This is a genomic window from Saccharopolyspora mangrovi (genome assembly GCF_035320975.1).
Lineage (GTDB): Bacteria > Actinomycetota > Actinomycetes > Mycobacteriales > Pseudonocardiaceae > Saccharopolyspora > Saccharopolyspora mangrovi.
Window position 1 is genome coordinate 107491 of the sequence record NZ_JAWLNX010000013.1, and the last position, 15575, is coordinate 123065.

13 protein-coding genes, 2 tRNA genes and 1 other RNA gene are annotated in these 15575 nt (G+C 69.8%); 11 read left to right on the forward strand and 5 right to left on the reverse strand.

Translation table 11 applies throughout. From position 1 onward, the window contains the following. Nucleotides 1-162 precede the first annotated feature (162 nt). The gene (locus R4I43_RS19290; protein WP_324267045.1) at nt 163-363 is read left to right on the forward strand and encodes an antitoxin; all 201 of its coding nucleotides are present in this window, start codon (nt 163-165) and stop codon (nt 361-363) included. A 203-nt stretch (nt 364-566) separates the two neighbouring features. Here R4I43_RS19290 and R4I43_RS19295 read toward each other — a convergent pair whose 3' ends face one another. Then, nucleotides 567-1538: a prephenate dehydrogenase gene (locus R4I43_RS19295; RefSeq protein WP_324267046.1), complete on the reverse strand. Its 972-nt coding sequence runs from the start codon at nt 1536-1538 to the stop codon at nt 567-569. A 122-nt stretch (nt 1539-1660) separates the two neighbouring features. On the opposite strand from R4I43_RS19295, the gene R4I43_RS19300 reads away from it, so the two are divergent. The 3 genes from R4I43_RS19300 to R4I43_RS19310 all read left to right on the forward strand — a co-directional run bounded on the left by R4I43_RS19300 (nt 1661) and on the right by R4I43_RS19310 (nt 2811). Further along, entirely contained in the window at nt 1661-2149 is a 489-nt protein-coding gene (locus tag R4I43_RS19300) for a tRNA adenosine deaminase-associated protein (RefSeq protein ID WP_324267047.1), read from the forward strand. Then, nucleotides 2146-2637, forward strand: coding sequence for a nucleoside deaminase (locus R4I43_RS19305; RefSeq protein WP_324267048.1), 492 nt, complete (start codon nt 2146-2148; stop codon nt 2635-2637). Before R4I43_RS19300 ends, R4I43_RS19305 begins: the two co-directional genes overlap by 4 nt. Nucleotides 2638-2725: 88 nt before the next feature. Then, a tRNA-Ser gene (locus R4I43_RS19310) sits at nt 2726-2811 on the forward strand. Between the two features lie 94 nt (nt 2812-2905). Here the strand turns inward: R4I43_RS19310 and R4I43_RS19315 are convergent. Next, nucleotides 2906-3631: an SDR family NAD(P)-dependent oxidoreductase gene (locus tag R4I43_RS19315; RefSeq protein ID WP_324267049.1), complete on the reverse strand. Its 726-nt coding sequence runs from the start codon at nt 3629-3631 to the stop codon at nt 2906-2908. 514 nt (nt 3632-4145) lie between these two features. Here R4I43_RS19315 and R4I43_RS19320 point away from each other — a divergent pair. Continuing rightward, the gene (locus tag R4I43_RS19320; RefSeq protein ID WP_324267050.1) at nt 4146-5237 is read left to right on the forward strand and encodes an EAL domain-containing protein; all 1092 of its coding nucleotides are present in this window, start codon (nt 4146-4148) and stop codon (nt 5235-5237) included. 32 nt (nt 5238-5269) lie between these two features. Here the strand turns inward: R4I43_RS19320 and R4I43_RS19325 are convergent, their stop codons facing one another. After that, nucleotides 5270-6637, reverse strand: a complete 1368-nt coding sequence (locus R4I43_RS19325; protein ID WP_324267051.1) for an FAD-binding oxidoreductase — start codon at nt 6635-6637, stop codon at nt 5270-5272. A 999-nt stretch (nt 6638-7636) separates the two neighbouring features. On the opposite strand from R4I43_RS19325, the gene R4I43_RS19330 reads away from it, so the two are divergent. Then, nucleotides 7637-7861 carry a hypothetical protein gene (locus R4I43_RS19330; protein WP_324267052.1) on the forward strand — a complete coding sequence of 75 codons (225 nt, stop codon included), beginning with the start codon at nt 7637-7639 and terminating at the stop codon, nt 7859-7861. A 159-nt stretch (nt 7862-8020) separates the two neighbouring features. On the opposite strand, the gene R4I43_RS19335 is transcribed toward R4I43_RS19330, so the two are convergent. Then, nucleotides 8021-8106: transfer RNA gene (locus R4I43_RS19335), tRNA-Ser, on the reverse strand. A 122-nt stretch (nt 8107-8228) separates the two neighbouring features. On the opposite strand from R4I43_RS19335, the gene ffs reads away from it, so the two are divergent. Next, nucleotides 8229-8323: signal recognition particle sRNA small type (gene ffs / locus R4I43_RS19340), an RNA gene on the forward strand. Nucleotides 8324-8382: 59 nt separating this feature from the next. Then, the gene (locus R4I43_RS19345) at nt 8383-10599 is read left to right on the forward strand and encodes a DNA polymerase III subunit gamma and tau (RefSeq protein WP_324267053.1); all 2217 of its coding nucleotides are present in this window, start codon (nt 8383-8385) and stop codon (nt 10597-10599) included. Nucleotide 10600: 1 nt separating this feature from the next. Here R4I43_RS19345 and R4I43_RS19350 read toward each other — a convergent pair whose 3' ends face one another. Beyond that, nucleotides 10601-12403 carry a S9 family peptidase gene (locus tag R4I43_RS19350; RefSeq protein WP_324267054.1) on the reverse strand — a complete coding sequence of 601 codons (1803 nt, stop codon included), beginning with the start codon at nt 12401-12403 and terminating at the stop codon, nt 10601-10603. Between the two features lie 173 nt (nt 12404-12576). Here R4I43_RS19350 and R4I43_RS19355 point away from each other — a divergent pair, with 173 nt between their 5' ends. From R4I43_RS19355 to R4I43_RS19365, 3 genes are all read left to right on the forward strand, one after another. Continuing rightward, entirely contained in the window at nt 12577-12897 is a 321-nt protein-coding gene (locus R4I43_RS19355) for a YbaB/EbfC family nucleoid-associated protein (protein WP_324267123.1), read from the forward strand. Nucleotides 12898-12913: 16 nt separating this feature from the next. Then, on the forward strand, nt 12914-13510 hold the full coding sequence (gene recR, locus R4I43_RS19360) for a recombination mediator RecR (protein WP_324267055.1): 597 nt from the start codon (nt 12914-12916) through the stop codon (nt 13508-13510). Nucleotides 13511-13835: 325 nt separating this feature from the next. Continuing rightward, on the forward strand, nt 13836-15530 hold the full coding sequence (locus R4I43_RS19365; protein ID WP_407691271.1) for an ABC transporter substrate-binding protein: 1695 nt from the start codon (nt 13836-13838) through the stop codon (nt 15528-15530). The last annotated feature ends 45 nt before the right edge of the window (nt 15531-15575 follow it).

Sequence of the window (15575 nt, forward strand, 5' to 3'; positions counted from 1 at the left end):
ACTTCAAGGTAGCCCCGTGGAGGCGCGCGCACAAGACATCACTCGAAGGAGTCAAGGGATGTGCCTCGGCGGGGCGTTGCGCTGAGCAGGAACGGGCGAGGGGGCTTAGCTTCGCCGGGAGCAGGCGACAAGCCTTTTCCACAAGGCCTGGGAAGGAGCATGATGGGCTTCGGAGACTTCAAGGACAAGCTGCAGGGCCTGGGCGAAGAACACGGCGACAAGGTCGAGCAGGGCATGGACAAGGCCGGCGACATGGCCAAGGACAAGTTCGGTCACGAAGACCAGGTCGACCAGGCGGTGGAGAAGGGCAAGGGCTTCGTCGGCGGAGGCGAGGAGCAGCCCCCGCCGGAACCCGGCCAGTAGGACAACTCAAGACACCGGCGCTCCGGCCGAGGCTGGCGGCGGGACCAGGCGAGAGCCGTCCCCACCAGTGGTCGCAGCGCAGCATAGAAGAGGTCGCCCCAACGCACAGGGCGACCTCTTCTTTGCGTTTCGGGTGCTCTTGGCGGTGTCAGCGGCTCAGGTGGGGTGCTGCGAAAGCACCTCCGGTGCTCGCCTGAGGTTGGTCAGGTGATGGGGATTTGGGTTGTTGCCTGGTCCTCTTCGATCCCGGTCACTCGGCCGCCGAGTTCGCCGAGGTCCCGGAGGCGCGGGAGGGCTTCTGGGCGGAGGCGGACCGTGGAGGTGGTGGTGCCTTCGCCGGTGGTGAGCGCGTCGAGGCGCTCGCGGGCTTCGTGGCCGGAATCCAGTGTGGACTTCAGGCCGCCGGTGGAGGCGAGGGAACCGCGCGTGGCGCCCAGCCGGCCGAGGGCGTCGTCGACCGCGTCGAGCAGCGCCGCCTTGTTGCCCTCGGTCATGGCGCGGACCAGCTCCGGGTCGCTGCCCGCCACTCGGGTTCCGTCCCGGAACGAGCCCGCCGCCAGCGACAGCGCCAGCGGGCCGCCGTCCGCGCCGACCGTCGCGAGGATGGCCGCGAACAGGTGCGGCAGGTGCGAGATCCGGGCCACCGAGTCGTCGTGGGCGGCCGCGCCGGTCGGCACGACGTGGGCGCCGCAGTCCAGCGCCAGCTGCGCCGCCTCGCGCCACGCCTCGATCGTCGTGGCCTCCTCGATCGTCACCGCCCAGGCCGCGCCCTGGAACAGCTCGGCCGAGCCGGCCGCGAAACCGGAGGCCGAAGTTCCCGCCATCGGATGACCTCCGGCGTAGCGGGCGTTCGGGGTGAGCTTGCGGACCTCGAAATCGACCGGGTCCTTCACGCTGACCACATCGGTGAGCCAGGCACCCGGGTGGTTCTCGGCGATCGCCCGCAGCACCTCGCGGACCGCCGTCAGCGGCACCGCGATCACCACCAACGCGTCCTCCTGCTTTGCCCGTCGCAGCGCGGCGCCGGTTTCGAGCACCTCGAAACCCTCGTCGCGAGCTGCTGCGGCATCCGCCTCCGACGCGGTGGCACCCCACGCGGGGCGCCCGGCTCCGGACGCGGCCCGCAGCACGGATCCGCCGATGAGTCCCAGTCCGATCACGCACACGGCACGCATCCGTCCATCCTGCCCGACGAAGCCGCTTCGCACGCACCCGGTTGAGCGCAATCCGACCCCAGATGGTTACGACAACCGCAATAGTGCTTTCGGGTGGCCTTCGTACGCTTTACGGTGTCTCCATGACGGTGCAGGAGCCGGTCGCAGGCTTCGCCGTCGCCGTGGTGCGCGAGGACGGGCGGTGGCGGTGCAGCGCGATGGACAACTCGGTGCTGACCGGCCTGGACGCCTCGATCACGGCGTTGCGCGAGCTGCGTTCCACCGGCGCGGTGTTCGGAATGTGCAATGTGGACGACGAGTTCTTCGTGCTGATCAGGCCGGTTCCCGGAGGTGTGGACCTGCTGCTGTCCGACGCCGCCGCGGCGCTGGACTACGACATCGCCGCGGACGTGCTCGACCTGCTGCGCATCGATCCTCCCGATGAGGACGACGAGGAGGTCTGGCCGGAGGGCAACCTCGCGGTCCTGTCCGACCTGGGCCTTCCCGAGGGCGAGCTGCTGGTCATCATCGAGGAGGTCGACCTCTACCCGGACGAGCAGCTGGAGATGATCGCCCAGCGCTGCGGGTTCGGCGACGACTTCTCGAAGCTGTTGGAGAAGATGTACCGGTGAACACCACCGAGGCCCGCGCCGGCGACGTCGAGCTGGTGCGGGCCGCGTTGCGGGTGGCCGCGCACGCACCGTCCACAGGGGATGTGCCCATCGGAGCCGTCGTCGCCGACGCCGACGGCCAGGTCCTCGCCGAGGCCTGCAACCAGCGCGAAGCCGACGGCGATCCCACCGCGCACGCCGAGATCCTCGCCCTGCGCGCCGCGGCCAAGGCCCACGGCGACGGCTGGCGGCTGGAGAACTGCACGCTCGCGGTCACCGTCGAACCGTGCACCATGTGCGCCGGGGCGCTGGTGCTGTCCCGCGTGGCGCGAGTCGTCTTCGGCGTCTGGGAACCCCGCACCGGAGCAGTCGGGTCGCTCTGGGACGTCGTCCGCGACAACCGCCTCAACCACCGCCCGGAGGTCGTTGGCGGCGTCCTCGCCGACGAGTCCGCAGCCCTCCTGGAATCGTTCTTCACCACCCACCGCTCCACCCCTCCCGGCGCCTGAGCGCCGGTGACCAGGGAAGACGTTCCTCGCCGGGCCGAGGTGGACCCCCTTTGCAGGGATCGAGCAGGCGGCCGGTAGCCTTATCGGCGGTAGCGTGTCCGAGCGGCCTAAGGAGCGCGCCTCGAAAGCGCGTGTGGTTAACAGCCACCGTGGGTTCGAATCCCACCGCTACCGCTCGGCAAAGGGCCGGTTCCCGTTCGGGAGCCGGCCCTTTTGCGTGCGTCGGACTTCCAAACCCCCGCTGTGTTCGAGCGCGTCTGGTGGCGGCTCACCGGGTGGTGTGGGCGCCCCCGTTGACGTGCAAGGTCTGCCCTGTGATGTGGCGCGCGCCCTCGGAGGCCAGGAAGAAGGTCGTCTCAGCGATGTCGCTCGGGTGCCCTGCTCGCCCGTTGTGGGTCGCGTCGATCAGCGCGGTCCGCCGCTGCTCGCTGAGCTTTCCCCGGAAGAAGTCGGTCTCGGCGATGTAGCCGGGGGCGATCGAGTTGGCCGTCAGCCCCTGGGGGCCCACTTCCGACGACAGCCCTGCGGTCCACGCCGCCAGCGCCGCTTTCGCCGCACCGTACGAGCTCGCCGCGTGCTCGGCGCCGATGGAACCGACGGTGATGACGGAGCCACCGGGTCGAAGCTTGTCGAGGACGGCCGTGGTGGTGAGCACCGCGGTGAGCACGTTGGCGTCCAGGTTCGCCCGCCACGCGGTCATCACCTGCTCGAGCGAGGGGTTCTGCGCTTCGGGCCGGTCCAGGTCGGTGTTGCCGCCCGCCATGTTGACCAGCACGTCGAGGTCCGGGCCCAGCTCGTCCGCCATCTGCGCCACCTGCGAGGGGTCCGCTGCGTCGCAGGTGATCGGCCGGACGTCGATCTCGGCTGCCGTCCGGGCGAGCCGGTCGGCGTTCCGCCCGGTGATGATCACGGTGTCACCGCTCGCGCGGAACCGTGCGGCCACCGCCTTGCCCAGTCCGCTCCCGCCGCCGGTGACGAGCACGATTCGACCCACAGTTGATCTCCTCATCAGAATCCTTTAGGTCTAAAGGATATTACCGAGAGGCAGTACCGGTGTCCAGCGCTCCCGACGCCGATGTGCCGTCTTCTCCGAAGGGTCACGTCCTCCGTGGTCGAAAGCGGTGGTAGTTCCTCGCGGCTAGGCTGGGGCGGGTTGCGGTTGTTCCCGCTCACGCGATCGGGGCCCGCAGATGAGGCGGCCTGGTGCCGCCGCTGACCTCACGCACATCGCTGTGCACGTCTTGGCGCATGGGGAGACGACCGCGAAGAGATGAGCGAGCGCATCCAGAAGCAGTCGCTGCCGCTCCCGGAGGCTCCGGCGGTGTTGACGGACGCGGATGGGCACATCGTCCACGTCACGCAGCAGGCGGCGGAGCTGTTCGATCAGCCCGCGTCGGTGCTGGTGGGGAGTTGGCGGTGCGGCAGGGGCCGGTGCTGTGCCTGCGGGGCCGGGTGCGGCCAGGGTGCGGTGCCTGAGTTGGCCGCATGACCAAGACCGGGCGTTCCTCGTGACCGCGTTGCTCGACGTGTCCGATGAGGTGGCGGGCGCGGAGTCCGCCGACGCCCGGCTCACGGCGCTGGCCGACACGGAGAGCGCCGCTCGCGTCGAAGCCTCTTCCCTCCAGGAGGTGCAGCGCGCTGCCCGCATCGGGACGTGGGAGTGGGACCCGGCCACCGACCTGGTCGCGTTGTCGGAGGTCTCGCACGAGCTGCTCGGTGTTCCCGCAGGTCGGATGTTGACGCTGGAGGACTACGTCGACGCGGTGCTCCCCGAAGATCGCGAGGTGGTGCGCGCTTCGCTGGCACCGCTCGCCGAGCAGCGCGATCCCGTTCCCGTGGAGTACCAGTTCCGGATCGTGCGCCTGGTGGTCTTGCACTACCAGCCGATCGTCACGGCCGACGGCGCCGTCCATCATGCGGAGGCTCTCGCGCGGTGGCAGCACCCCCGGTTCGGCCTGCTCGGACCCGGTCACTTCCTGCCCGCGGCACGCCGTGGCGGATTGCTGCCCGACCTCGACCGGTGGGTGCTGAGCACGGCGTTGCGGGAGGTCGCCGACTGGCCGCTCGTGGGCGGCCGCCCACTGCCGGTCAGCATCAACCTGTCGGGATTGGTGCCCGGCGACGAGAACTTCGTGGAGGCCGTCGACGAGGCGGTGACCGAGTCCGGGCTCGACTGGAACCGGGTGGTGCTGGAGCTCGTCGAGACGGACCTGGTCGATCTGCGGCCGCACCACCAGGCGGCGATGGAGCTCCTCGTCGAACGGGGGGCCCGGTTCGCCATCGACGACTTCGGCACGGGCTACTCATCGCTGGCCCGTCTGCGGGACCTGCCGGCCCAGATCATCAAGATCGACCGCCGATTCGTCACCAGCATCGCGGCGGATGCCGCCGACCACGCCGTGGCGCAGGCCGTGACGACCATGGCTCACGCGATGGGGATGGTGTGCACGGCCGAGGGCGTGGAAACGCGGGAACAGCTGGGAGTCCTGGCCGCCCTGGGTGTTGACCACTACCAGGGCTTCCTCTTCTCGCCCGCAGTACCCGAGCAGGAGTTCCGAGCGGTGCTCGGAACCCGCGGCGAGTTCCGCCCGCGCACCTGAGCGCTTCACTCGCCCGGTCGCGTCGACCGGGGTCAGGGGACGATGTTCTGGTTCAGGCGGAACAGGTTGTCCGGGTCGTAGCGCCGCTTGGTCTCGGCGAGGCGGTCGTAGTTCTGCCGGTAGTTGGCCTTGACGCGCCCCTGGTCGTCGGCGGCCATGAAGTTGATGTAGCCGCCTTCCTCGGAGTGCGGAGCGGTCTCGGCGTAGTAGTCCCGGACCCACGCGATGTTCGCCTCGTTGTCGGCCGGGTCCGGCCACATCCCCGCGATCACCGTCGCGAAGTTCGCGTCCCGGAAGGCGAAGGCCGTCTCGTCCGGCCTGACCCGGTGGCAGGCGCCGTCGATCGGGTAGATGTGCACCGTCGAGTTCACCACCGGCACGCGCGGCCCGTGCCGGACGTGCGCGGCGATCATCTCGTCGGTCAGCTCGGTGGCGAAGTTCGCCTTCCAGTAGTGCTGCAGACCGGGCGGGACCAGGGCGTCGAAGGCGGCGTTGAGCGCCGGGTACGGCATCGGGCCGACGTGCTCGGCGACCACCGGTGCCAGGTCGCGCAGCGCCGCCACCGCGTCCGGCCCCTCTTCGACGGGCCCGGACCAGCAGGTCACCACCGCGACGTGCGGAACGCCGTGCCGGTGCTCGGGGATGAACGGCAGCGGCGGGGCGATCTGGAAGGCCGGGAAGCCGCCGAGCTGCTCGGGCGCGTTGGCGATCACGTCGCGGAACCCGCGCAGCACGTCCGTCGCGTGCTCGATGTCGAAGAAGATCGGGCCGCCGTAGATCTCGCGCACCGGGCTGAGCCGGTACTCGAACGAGGTCACCGCGCCGAAGTTGCCGCCCCCGCCGCGAAGTGCCCACAGCAGGTCGGGGTTGTTCAGCTCGTCGGCCACCACGATCTCGCCGGAGGCGAGCACCACGTCGGCCGAGATGAGGTTGTCGCAGGACAGCCCGAGACCCCGGGCGAGGTACCCGATGCCGCCGCCGAGGGTGAGCCCGCCGATGCCGGTGGTGGAGATGATGCCGCCGGTGGTGGCCAGTCCGTATGCGTGCGTGGCGGCGTTGAAGTCACCCCAGGTCGCGCCGCCTTCCGCGCGGGCGGTTTGCCGACCGGCGTCGACGCGCACACCGCGCATCCCGGACAGGTCGGCCACCACGCCGCCTTCGCAGGTGCCGAAGCCGGGAACGCTGTGGCCGCCGCCGCGCACCGCCAGGTCCACCCCGTTGTCCCGCGCGAAGTCGATCACCGAGCTGACGTCTCCGGTGTTGGCGCAGCGCACCACGGCCTGCGGGCGCAGGTCGATCATGGCGTTGTGCACCCGCCGGGCCGCGTCGTAATCGGGATCGCCGGGCGTGGTCACCGGGCCTCGGACCTGTTCCCGCAGTTGTTCGATCGTCGTTCCCACGACAGCCGCCTCCGCTCCGCTTCGGCACGTTCCCCAGGTCTGGAGCGTGCGGCCGCGGCGGTGCGCTGCACAGGGGCGTTCGGCCCGGCAACGACGAGAAAGAGCCCCGGACCGCGTGGTCCGGGGCTCTTCGCGAGCGGAGGATACGGCATTCGAACCCGTGAGGGCTATTAACCCAACACGATTTCCAATTCCACTCCCCGGGGTCTCAAGGGGTGTCCTTCCGTGCAAAACCCCTGGTGAGGGGAATTGCTGGAACAGTGGGGGGCGTTGATCCCGCCTGAGACTGAGACGAAAACTGAGCCGAAGATGGCCCGGCTCAGATCGCCTGTGAGGGGTCAGGGGTCCAGAGATACTGACCCCGCCCGTTCAGCGTCTCTACAGCGATCTCGGCGCCGCGTGAGACGGCCTCTCCAGACCGATGTCCACGGCGGCGATCCGGCCCGGTTCGAGTCCGCATCGCGGCTAGCAACGCATCTCAGCGATGACTGTGCACGCCCTCTAGACCTAGACCTCAAGCTCTCTAGGTCTAGAGGGCTGGCTAGAGGCACCTGGCCGCGATGACCAGGCATCTGAGTAGCCATAGCGGCCATAGCCCAGGGCACAAGCTTGGGTGCCGCCCGGTGTGCACACCTGCCAGCCTTCGTCTGAGCGGAAGCTCATTCGCCACCTTCGCGCGTCGGTGGGGGAGCTGGCCGACACTGAGATGTTTGCAGGGCTGGGGCGAGTGTGATCCCGTAGCGTGGCTGCACCCCCGCGGTGATCAACCACGGCGAGCCCCGACAGGGGCGGCGATGATGCCGTGGGCTCGGCAAGATCAGCGAGGAGACATCCTATTTCAGAAGCGGAACATCCCCTGGAAGCGCTGCACCAAGCGCGTGACGCAGTGGCGGTCGCGGTGACCCAGCAGGCCAGGACCCCGCAAACATCCCTGAAGACCTCTACGCCTTCGGCTCCGCGATCGTCGGCACGCTCATGGAGCTTGGCCACCTCAGCTCCGTGCTGGCCGACCAGGTCGGGGGCTTCGACAGACACGAGATGCAACGGGCGGCGACCAGCGATCACCCCGCCGACAAACTCCGAATCGCGGGAACGCATCTGGCCGATCTCAGCGACAGGCTGGCCACGGCCATCGGCGATGCCAACCGATACTGGACCGCGATGGAGAGCGCCGACCTGCACACCTCCGGCGACCCCAAGTCACGGCGCGACCGTGACCTTTAGCCAGAGCAGGGTGGCGACGGGTCTACTGGCCGTGCGCGCAGTCTGACGTAGTGGGTCCAGTCCGCCTGCGGGCTGGCTTGACAGGGCCTATTGAGACGAAAACTGAGACTGGACATGCAAGAGGCCCGGAAGCGAACTTGCTTCCGGGCCTCTGACCTGCGGAGGATACGGGATTCGAACCCGTGAGGGCTATTAACCCAACACGATTTCCAATCGTGCGCCTTAGGCCGCTCGGCCAATCCTCCGTGCGGAAGCCTAGCAGGGCCTTTCGGCGAAGCGGATAGGGGGCATGAGCAGCGGGTTCCGCTGGTGACTCAGGTCGCGGGCCCCGGCTTCGCAAAGCCGTTCTCCGTCTGGGTACACTGTCCGTGGACCTCGTGCGGCGTCCATCCTGTGAACTCCCCCAGGGCCGGAAGGCAGCAAGGGTAAGCGGGCTCTGACGGGTGCACGGGGTCCCCTTACTTTTCAGGGGAAGCTCACCCTGGTCCGAGTTGTCAGTCCGACCGCGTAGGGTTCCGACCGTGGCGCTCGCCCTTTACCGCAAGTACCGTCCGGCGACCTTCGCTGAGGTCGCCGGGCAGGAACACGTCACCGAGCCGTTGCGGACCGCGCTGGCCGCCGGGCGGATCAACCACGCCTACCTGTTCTCCGGGCCTCGTGGCTGCGGCAAGACCTCCAGCGCGCGCATCCTGGCCCGGTCGCTGAACTGCGCCCAGGGTCCGACTCCGGACCCGTGCGGCGAATGCGACTCCTGCGTGGCGCTCGCCCCCGAGGGCGGCGGCAGCGTCGACGTCGTCGAGCTCGACGCGGCCAGCCACGGTGGTGTGGACGACACCCGCGAGCTGCGCGACCGCGCGTTCTTCGCGCCGGCCCAGTCGCGGTACCGGATCTTCATCATCGACGAGGCCCACATGGTCACCACGCAGGGCTTCAACGCCCTGCTGAAGATCGTGGAGGAGCCCCCGGAACACCTGATCTTCGTCTTCGCCACCACCGAACCGGACAAGGTGCTGACCACCATCCGGTCCCGGACGCACCACTACCCGTTCCGGCTGATGCCGCCGGGCGTGATGCGCGAGCTGGTGGAGCGGATCTGCGCCGACGAGGGCGTGAAGGTCGAACCAGCGGTGTTCCCGCTGGTCATCCGGGCTGGTGGCGGTTCCGCGCGCGACACCCTGAGCGTGCTCGACCAGCTGCTGGCCGGGGCCGGCGAAGAGGGCGTCACCTACGAGCGCGCCGTCGCGCTGCTCGGCGTCACCGACGTCGCGCTGATCGACGACATGGTCGACGCGCTCGCGGCGGGCGACGCCGCCTCGGTGTACGGCACGGTCGAGCGGCTGGTGGAGGCCGGGCACGACCCGCGCCGCTTCGGCTCCGACCTGCTGGACCGGTTGCGCGACCTGGTGCTGCTCAACTCGGTGCCGGACGCGGGCGACCGCGGCCTGGTCGAGACGACCGGCGACGAGCTGACCCGCATGCAGCAGCAAGCCGAGCAGCTGGGCGCGGCGACGCTGTCGCGGTTCGCCGAGATCGTCCACACCGGACTCTCCGAGATGCGCGGCGCCACGGCGCCGCGGCTGCTGCTGGAACTGCTGTGCGCGCGGATGCTGCTGCCCGCGGTGTCGGACGCGGAAACCGCTCTGCTGCAACGGATCGAGCGCGTCGAGCGCCGGATGACCATCGCGCCGGGAGAGGCCCCGGCCGCGGAAACCGGTGCACCGGCGGCTGTCCCGGGCGACGACGACAAGCCCAAGAGGGTCTTCCAGCGGCCGCACGAGCGGGCCGCTGCCGAATCCGCCCCGCAGCCCGAGCCGCCCGCCCAGCCCCAGAAGCCCGCGGAAACCCCTGCGGCGCAGGAGAAACCGGCTCCGCGTGCGCCCGAGCCCGCGCCGGAACGCTCTGCCGCGCAGGAAGCCCCGCAACCCCAGCGCCCGGCCGAGCCGCAGCGCCCGGCGGAACCCGAGCCCGCGCCCGCGCAGCCCGCAGCGGCCGCGCCCAGCGGGTTCGACGCCGCCGCCGTGCGCCGGGTGTGGACCGACGTGCTGCAGGGCGTGGCCAAGCGCAACCGGCCGACGCAGGCGCTGCTGCTCAACGCCACCGTGCAGGACCTCAACGACGGTGTCCTGGTGCTGTCGATGCCGACGTCCGGGCTGGTCAAGCAGCTCGCGCAGCAGCGACGCCTGGACTTCGTCCGGGAGGCGCTGCGCGAGGTCGTCGGCGGCGAGTGGGACATCCAGTGCGTCGAGGCCGGGGCGGCCCCGCCCGTGCGTCCGGCCGCTGCGCCGAAGCCGCCGCCGCAACCGCCGCAGCGCCGGGAGGCACCCGCCCAGCCGCAGCAGCCCGCGGCCGAGAAGCCCTCGCCGGAGCCGAACCCGTCGAGCAACGGCCAGACCGGCAACGGCCAGACCGGCGGCCAAGCGGGCAACGGGCAGGTCGGCGGTGCCGCTCAGCAGCGCAATCCCGGTGGCACGCGCGGTGGTTCGGTCCCGCGCCCGCCGGAGCCCGACGACATCCCGCCTCCGCCGGAACCGCCGGACGAGGAACCTCCGCCGCCGGACGACGTCCCGCCGCCGCCGGAACCGCAGCGCAAGCCCGCTCCACCGGACGAGGAGGACGCGGAGTCGATGCTCGCGGAGTCCTCGCCGATGGAGGCCGGTGCCGCGGTCGGTCCGGATCCCGACGCCAGGGCCGTCGAGCTCTTCGAGCGGGAGCTGGGCGCTCGCCGCATCGACGGCTGAATCAGCTCAGGTGCCGCGCCAGGAAGGTCAGGGCCTTCGGGTAGGCGTCGAGCCGGTTCGGGCGCTTCGCCAGCCCGTGGCCCTCGTCGGGGTAGACGTGGAACTCGCACGGGACGTCGTTGGCGCGCACCGCTCCCACGATCTGCTCGGCCTCGCTGAGCGGCACCCGGGGATCGTTCGCGCCGTGCAGCACGAACAGCGGTGCGGCGATGGCGGACGCGCGGTTGAGCGGGGACGCTTCGCGGAGGAAGTCGGCGTCGGCGCGGAGGCTGCCGTACTCGCGCTCCCGGTGGGCGCGGCGGTAGGGCGCGGTGTTCTCCAGGAACGTGACCAGCGAGGAGATGCCGACGACGTCCACGCCCGCCGCCCACAGCTCCGGCTGGAACGCCAGCCCCGCGAGCACCATGTAGCCGCCGTAGGAACCGCCCCACAGCGCCGCGCGGGACGGGTCCAGGCCCACCGACGGTAGCCATCGGTGCAGGTCGGCGAGGTCCTGGACGGATTCGAGCCGGTTGCGGGCGTCGTCGGCGGAGTACCAGCGCTTGCCGTAGCCGGTGGAGCCCCGGACGTTGGGCACCAGCACGGTGTGGCCGCGGGAGACCATCGCCTGCACCAGCGGGTTGAACGCGCGCACCGACTGGCTCTCCGGCCCGCCGTGGATGATCAGCACCGCCGACCCGTCCGGCGAAGCGGGCGAGTAGCGGAAGCACGGGATGTGCTGGCCGTCGCGCGCGGGAACGCGGTGCACGCTGGGCTCGGCGACGACCTCCCCGGCCAGCTGCGCGGCGGAGAAGGTGAGCGGCTTGCAGGTTCCGGTGGCGGTGTCGACGAGCAGCACGTCACCGGGGGTGGTGGGGGAGCTGAACGACAGCGCCGCGAACCGCGAGTCCGGCGACCAGACGGGTTCCGGCAGCGGGTAGCCGCACCAGCCCTCGGTCGGCAGCGCGACGTCCATCCGGTGCTCGCCGGTTCCGGCGTCGTGCAGCGCGATCCGGTGCGAGCCGTCGACGGCGGTCGTCACCAGCAGGGTCTCGCCGTTCGGCGACAGCCGGCCGCTGAGGTCGTGCGACTCGGAGGTCACCAGCCAGCGGTGTTCGCCGGTGCGCGGGTCGAGCCCGGCGATCCCGGTGCGGTCGCGCCCGGCGTCGCTGGTCACGACCAGCCCGCCGGCTCGCCAGCCTGGGTGCAGGTGGCGCGCGGCGAGGTCGCGGCCGGTGAGCTCGCGCAACCGGTCGGCGCCGGTCTCGGGCATCGTGTTCGCGAGGAGAACCTGGTCGGAGAGGGGTTTCGCGGCGGGGACGGTGATCGCGGCGAACCGCGAGTCGGGGGAGACCGAGACCTCGGAGACCATGCCCCCGCCGTCGTGGACGACGTGCTCCTCGCCGGTGACGACGCTGCGGACCACCACGTCGAAGTCGACGCCGTTGCGGCGGTTGGTGGCGTAGACGATGCGCCCGGGCAGCACGTCGAGCAGCCGGTGAACGTGGTCGGGGTCGCGGACCAGCGGTTCCAGTTCGGACAGTGGTGCGGGCCTGCTGCGTCGGTCGTCGAGCCGCAGCAGCGAGAGCTGGCCGCGCTCGTTGCCGTCGCTGTCGTGCTGCACCACCACGGCGCGCTCGCCGGGCAGGTAGCGGCCGGTCACCGCGCCGGGCAGCGCGGTGAGCTCGGTGCGCCGGTCCTCGGCGAGCTCCACCAGTTGCACCGATCCGGACTCGTCGCAGCCCGCGAGCACCCGCCCGTCGTCGGCCACGTCGAACGCCCGCCAGGTGGTCAGTTCCAGCAGCCGCGAGATCTCCAGCGTCACATGAGCACCTTTTCACGTCGCGTGACGACGACCAAGAACCTGAGACTCGCACGGGAATCAAGGTGAGTTCAGAGGAAGGAGGCCGGAACCTCTACGCTGGACTTGTGCCCCGAGCTTGGGGTGCGAGCCAGGCTTAGGAGGAGTCAACGGTGCAGCCAGGTGGCCAGCCGAACATGCAGCAGATCATGGAACAGGCGCAGAAGATGCAGGAGCAGCTGATGTCTGCGCAGCAGGAGCTCGCCGAGGCGGAGGTCACCGGGAGCGCGAGCGGCGGGCTGGTGACCGCGACGGTCACCGGTTCCGGAGAGCTCAAGGGCCTGGTGATCGACCCGGAGGCGGCCGATCCGGAGGACACCGAGACGCTGGCGGACCTGGTCGTGGCGGCCGTCCGCGACGCGAACCGGGCCGCGCAGGAACTGCAGGCGCAGAAGATGGGCCCGCTGACGAGCGGCCTGGGCGGCGGCCTGGGCGACCTCGGCCTGCCGGGTATGTGATCCGGGGCGAGTCGACGTGTACGAGGGTCCGGTACAGGATTTGATCGATGAGCTGGGACGGCTTCCCGGCATCGGTCCGAAGAGCGCGCAGCGCATCGCCTTCCACCTGCTGGCCGCGGAGCCGGCGGACGTGACCCGGTTGCAGGAGGTCCTGCAGCAGGTCAAGGAGGGCGTGGTGTTCTGCGACGTCTGCGGCAACGTCTCCGAGGAGACGACCTGCCGCATCTGCCGGGACGCCCGGCGGGACAAGACGCTGGTGTGCGTGGTGGAGGAGCCCAAGGACGTGCTCGCGGTGGAGCGCACCCGCGAGTTCAAGGGCCGCTACCACGTGCTCGGTGGTGCGCTGGATCCGCTGTCGGGCGTGGGCCCGGATCAGCTCCGGGTCCGGGAACTGCTGACGCGGATCGGGACCGACGAGATCACCGAGGTGATCATCGCGACGGACCCGAACACCGAGGGCGAGGCGACCGCGACATATCTGGTGCGGATGTTGCGCGACTTCCCGGGCCTGAACGTCACGCGACTCGCTTCCGGACTTCCGATGGGTGGCGACCTGGAGTTCGCCGACGAATTGACGCTCGGCCGGGCGCTGTCCGGTCGGCGTTCGATGTAGTCGGCGAGTAGGTTTCAGCGCGAACAATTCAATACTCGGCGGAGCGGCGCCTTTCTTCTCGGTTTCCCGGGAGGTCAGGCGCCGTCTTCATGTTGAGGAAACTACTCGCCAGAGTCTTGACTCGGACGATTCATTCCTCTATTCGCCCGCGTTTAGCGGAGATCTCGCAGTTCTGACAAGTTCCCTCCTTTGTCGGATTGCTCCCCATTCGCTAAGGGATGCCTAAGTAGCGGAATCGTAACCTTGAATGTTCCATTCCCCTCCTTTCGAGGGCTACTCTCACGGAACTCTGCTGCCTATGGACACAAACGGGTGGGTAAATCCAATGAGTAGAGCTCCATCGGTGCGGCGAAGCGGAACCCGCTCTCTGCGTCGGATCATCACCGTCGGAATCGCCTTCGCGACTGCTGCGTCCTTGGCGGGCTGCGCGCAATCCGAGCGCGGGGCCGGCGGCGGAGAAGGCGGCACCCTCACCTTCGGTGCGGCCGGCGCTCCAGACCTGTTCGACCCCTTCTACGCCTCTGACGGGGAGACCTTCCGCGTCACGCGGCAGATGATGGAGGGCCTGGTCGGGTTCAAGCCCGGATCGGTCGACGTCGAACCGGCCCTGGCCGAGAGCTGGGAGCACACCCCGGACGGCAAGACCTGGACGTTCAAGCTGCGCAGCGGCGTGAAGTTCCACGACGGCACGGACTTCAACTCCGAGGCGGTCTGCAAGAACTTCCAGCGCTGGTACAACCAGACCGGGGCGGGGCAGAACAACGCGCTGTCCTACTACTGGATCGAGAACTTCGGCGGCTTCGCGGACGGCAAGGCGCCCTCGCTGTTCCAGAACTGCGAGAACCCGGATCCGGGCACCGCGGTGGTGCACCTGACCCGCGCGACCTCGAAGTTCCCCGACCTGCTGGGGCTTCCGTCGTTCAGCATGCAGTCGCCGACCGCGATGGAGCAGTACAAGGCCAACGACGTGCAGGCGCAGGGCGACAGCTTCGTCTACCCCGAGTACGCCAAGGCCCACCCGACCGGCACCGGGCCGTTCAAGTTCGACTCCTACGACCAGTCCAACGGCACCATCAAGCTGGTCCGCAACGACCAGTACTGGGGCGAGAAGACCAAGGTCAACGAGCTGATCTTCCGGATCATCCCGGACGAGACGGTGCGCAAGCAGGAGCTGGAGTCGGGCTCGATCGACGGCTACGACCTGCCCAACGCCGCCGACCTCAAGGCGCTGCGCGAGGCGGGCAACAACGTCCAGGTCCGGGACCCGTTCAACATCATGTACCTGGGCATCACCCAGAAGAACAACCCGGCGCTGCAGAACCTCAAGGTGCGGCAGGCGCTCGCCCACGCGGTGGACCGGGAGACGCTGGTCAAGGCCAACCTGCCGGAAGGCGCCTCGGTGGCCAGCCAGTTCTACCCGGACAACGTCGACGGCTACGCGCCCGACGTGCAGCAGTACCCGCACGACCCGGCCAAGGCCAAGCAGCTGCTGGCCGAGGCGGGCGCGTCGAACCTGACGGTGAACTTCTACTGGCCGACCGAGGTCACCCGGCCCTACATGCCGGACCCGCAGGGCATCTACAACGCTCTCGCCGAGGACCTGCGCGAAGCCGGCATCACCGTCAACCCGGTGAGCAAGCCGTGGAACGGCGGCTACATCGACGACGTCGACAACGCCAAGGCCGACATCTTCCTGCTCGGCTGGACCGGTGACTACAACACGCCGGACAACTTCATCGGCACGTTCTTCGGCACGCCGACCAACCGCTTCCACACCGCGGGCTCGCCGTGGGGCGAGGACCTGGCGGCGCAGCTGCGCGCGGCCGACTCCGAGCCGGACGAGGGCAAGCGCACCACGATGTACCAGGACATCAACCGCAAGCTGATGTCCGAGTACCTGCCCGCGGTTCCGCTGTCGCACTCGCCGCCGGCGATCGTGACCAGCCCCCGCGTCCAGGGTCTGGTGACCTCTCCGCTGACCGCCGAAGAGTTCGCTTCGGTGAGCGTCTCGGAGCAGTGATCCCAGCGCGTTCCGCGCGGGACCGGTGCGAGCCGGTCCCGCGCG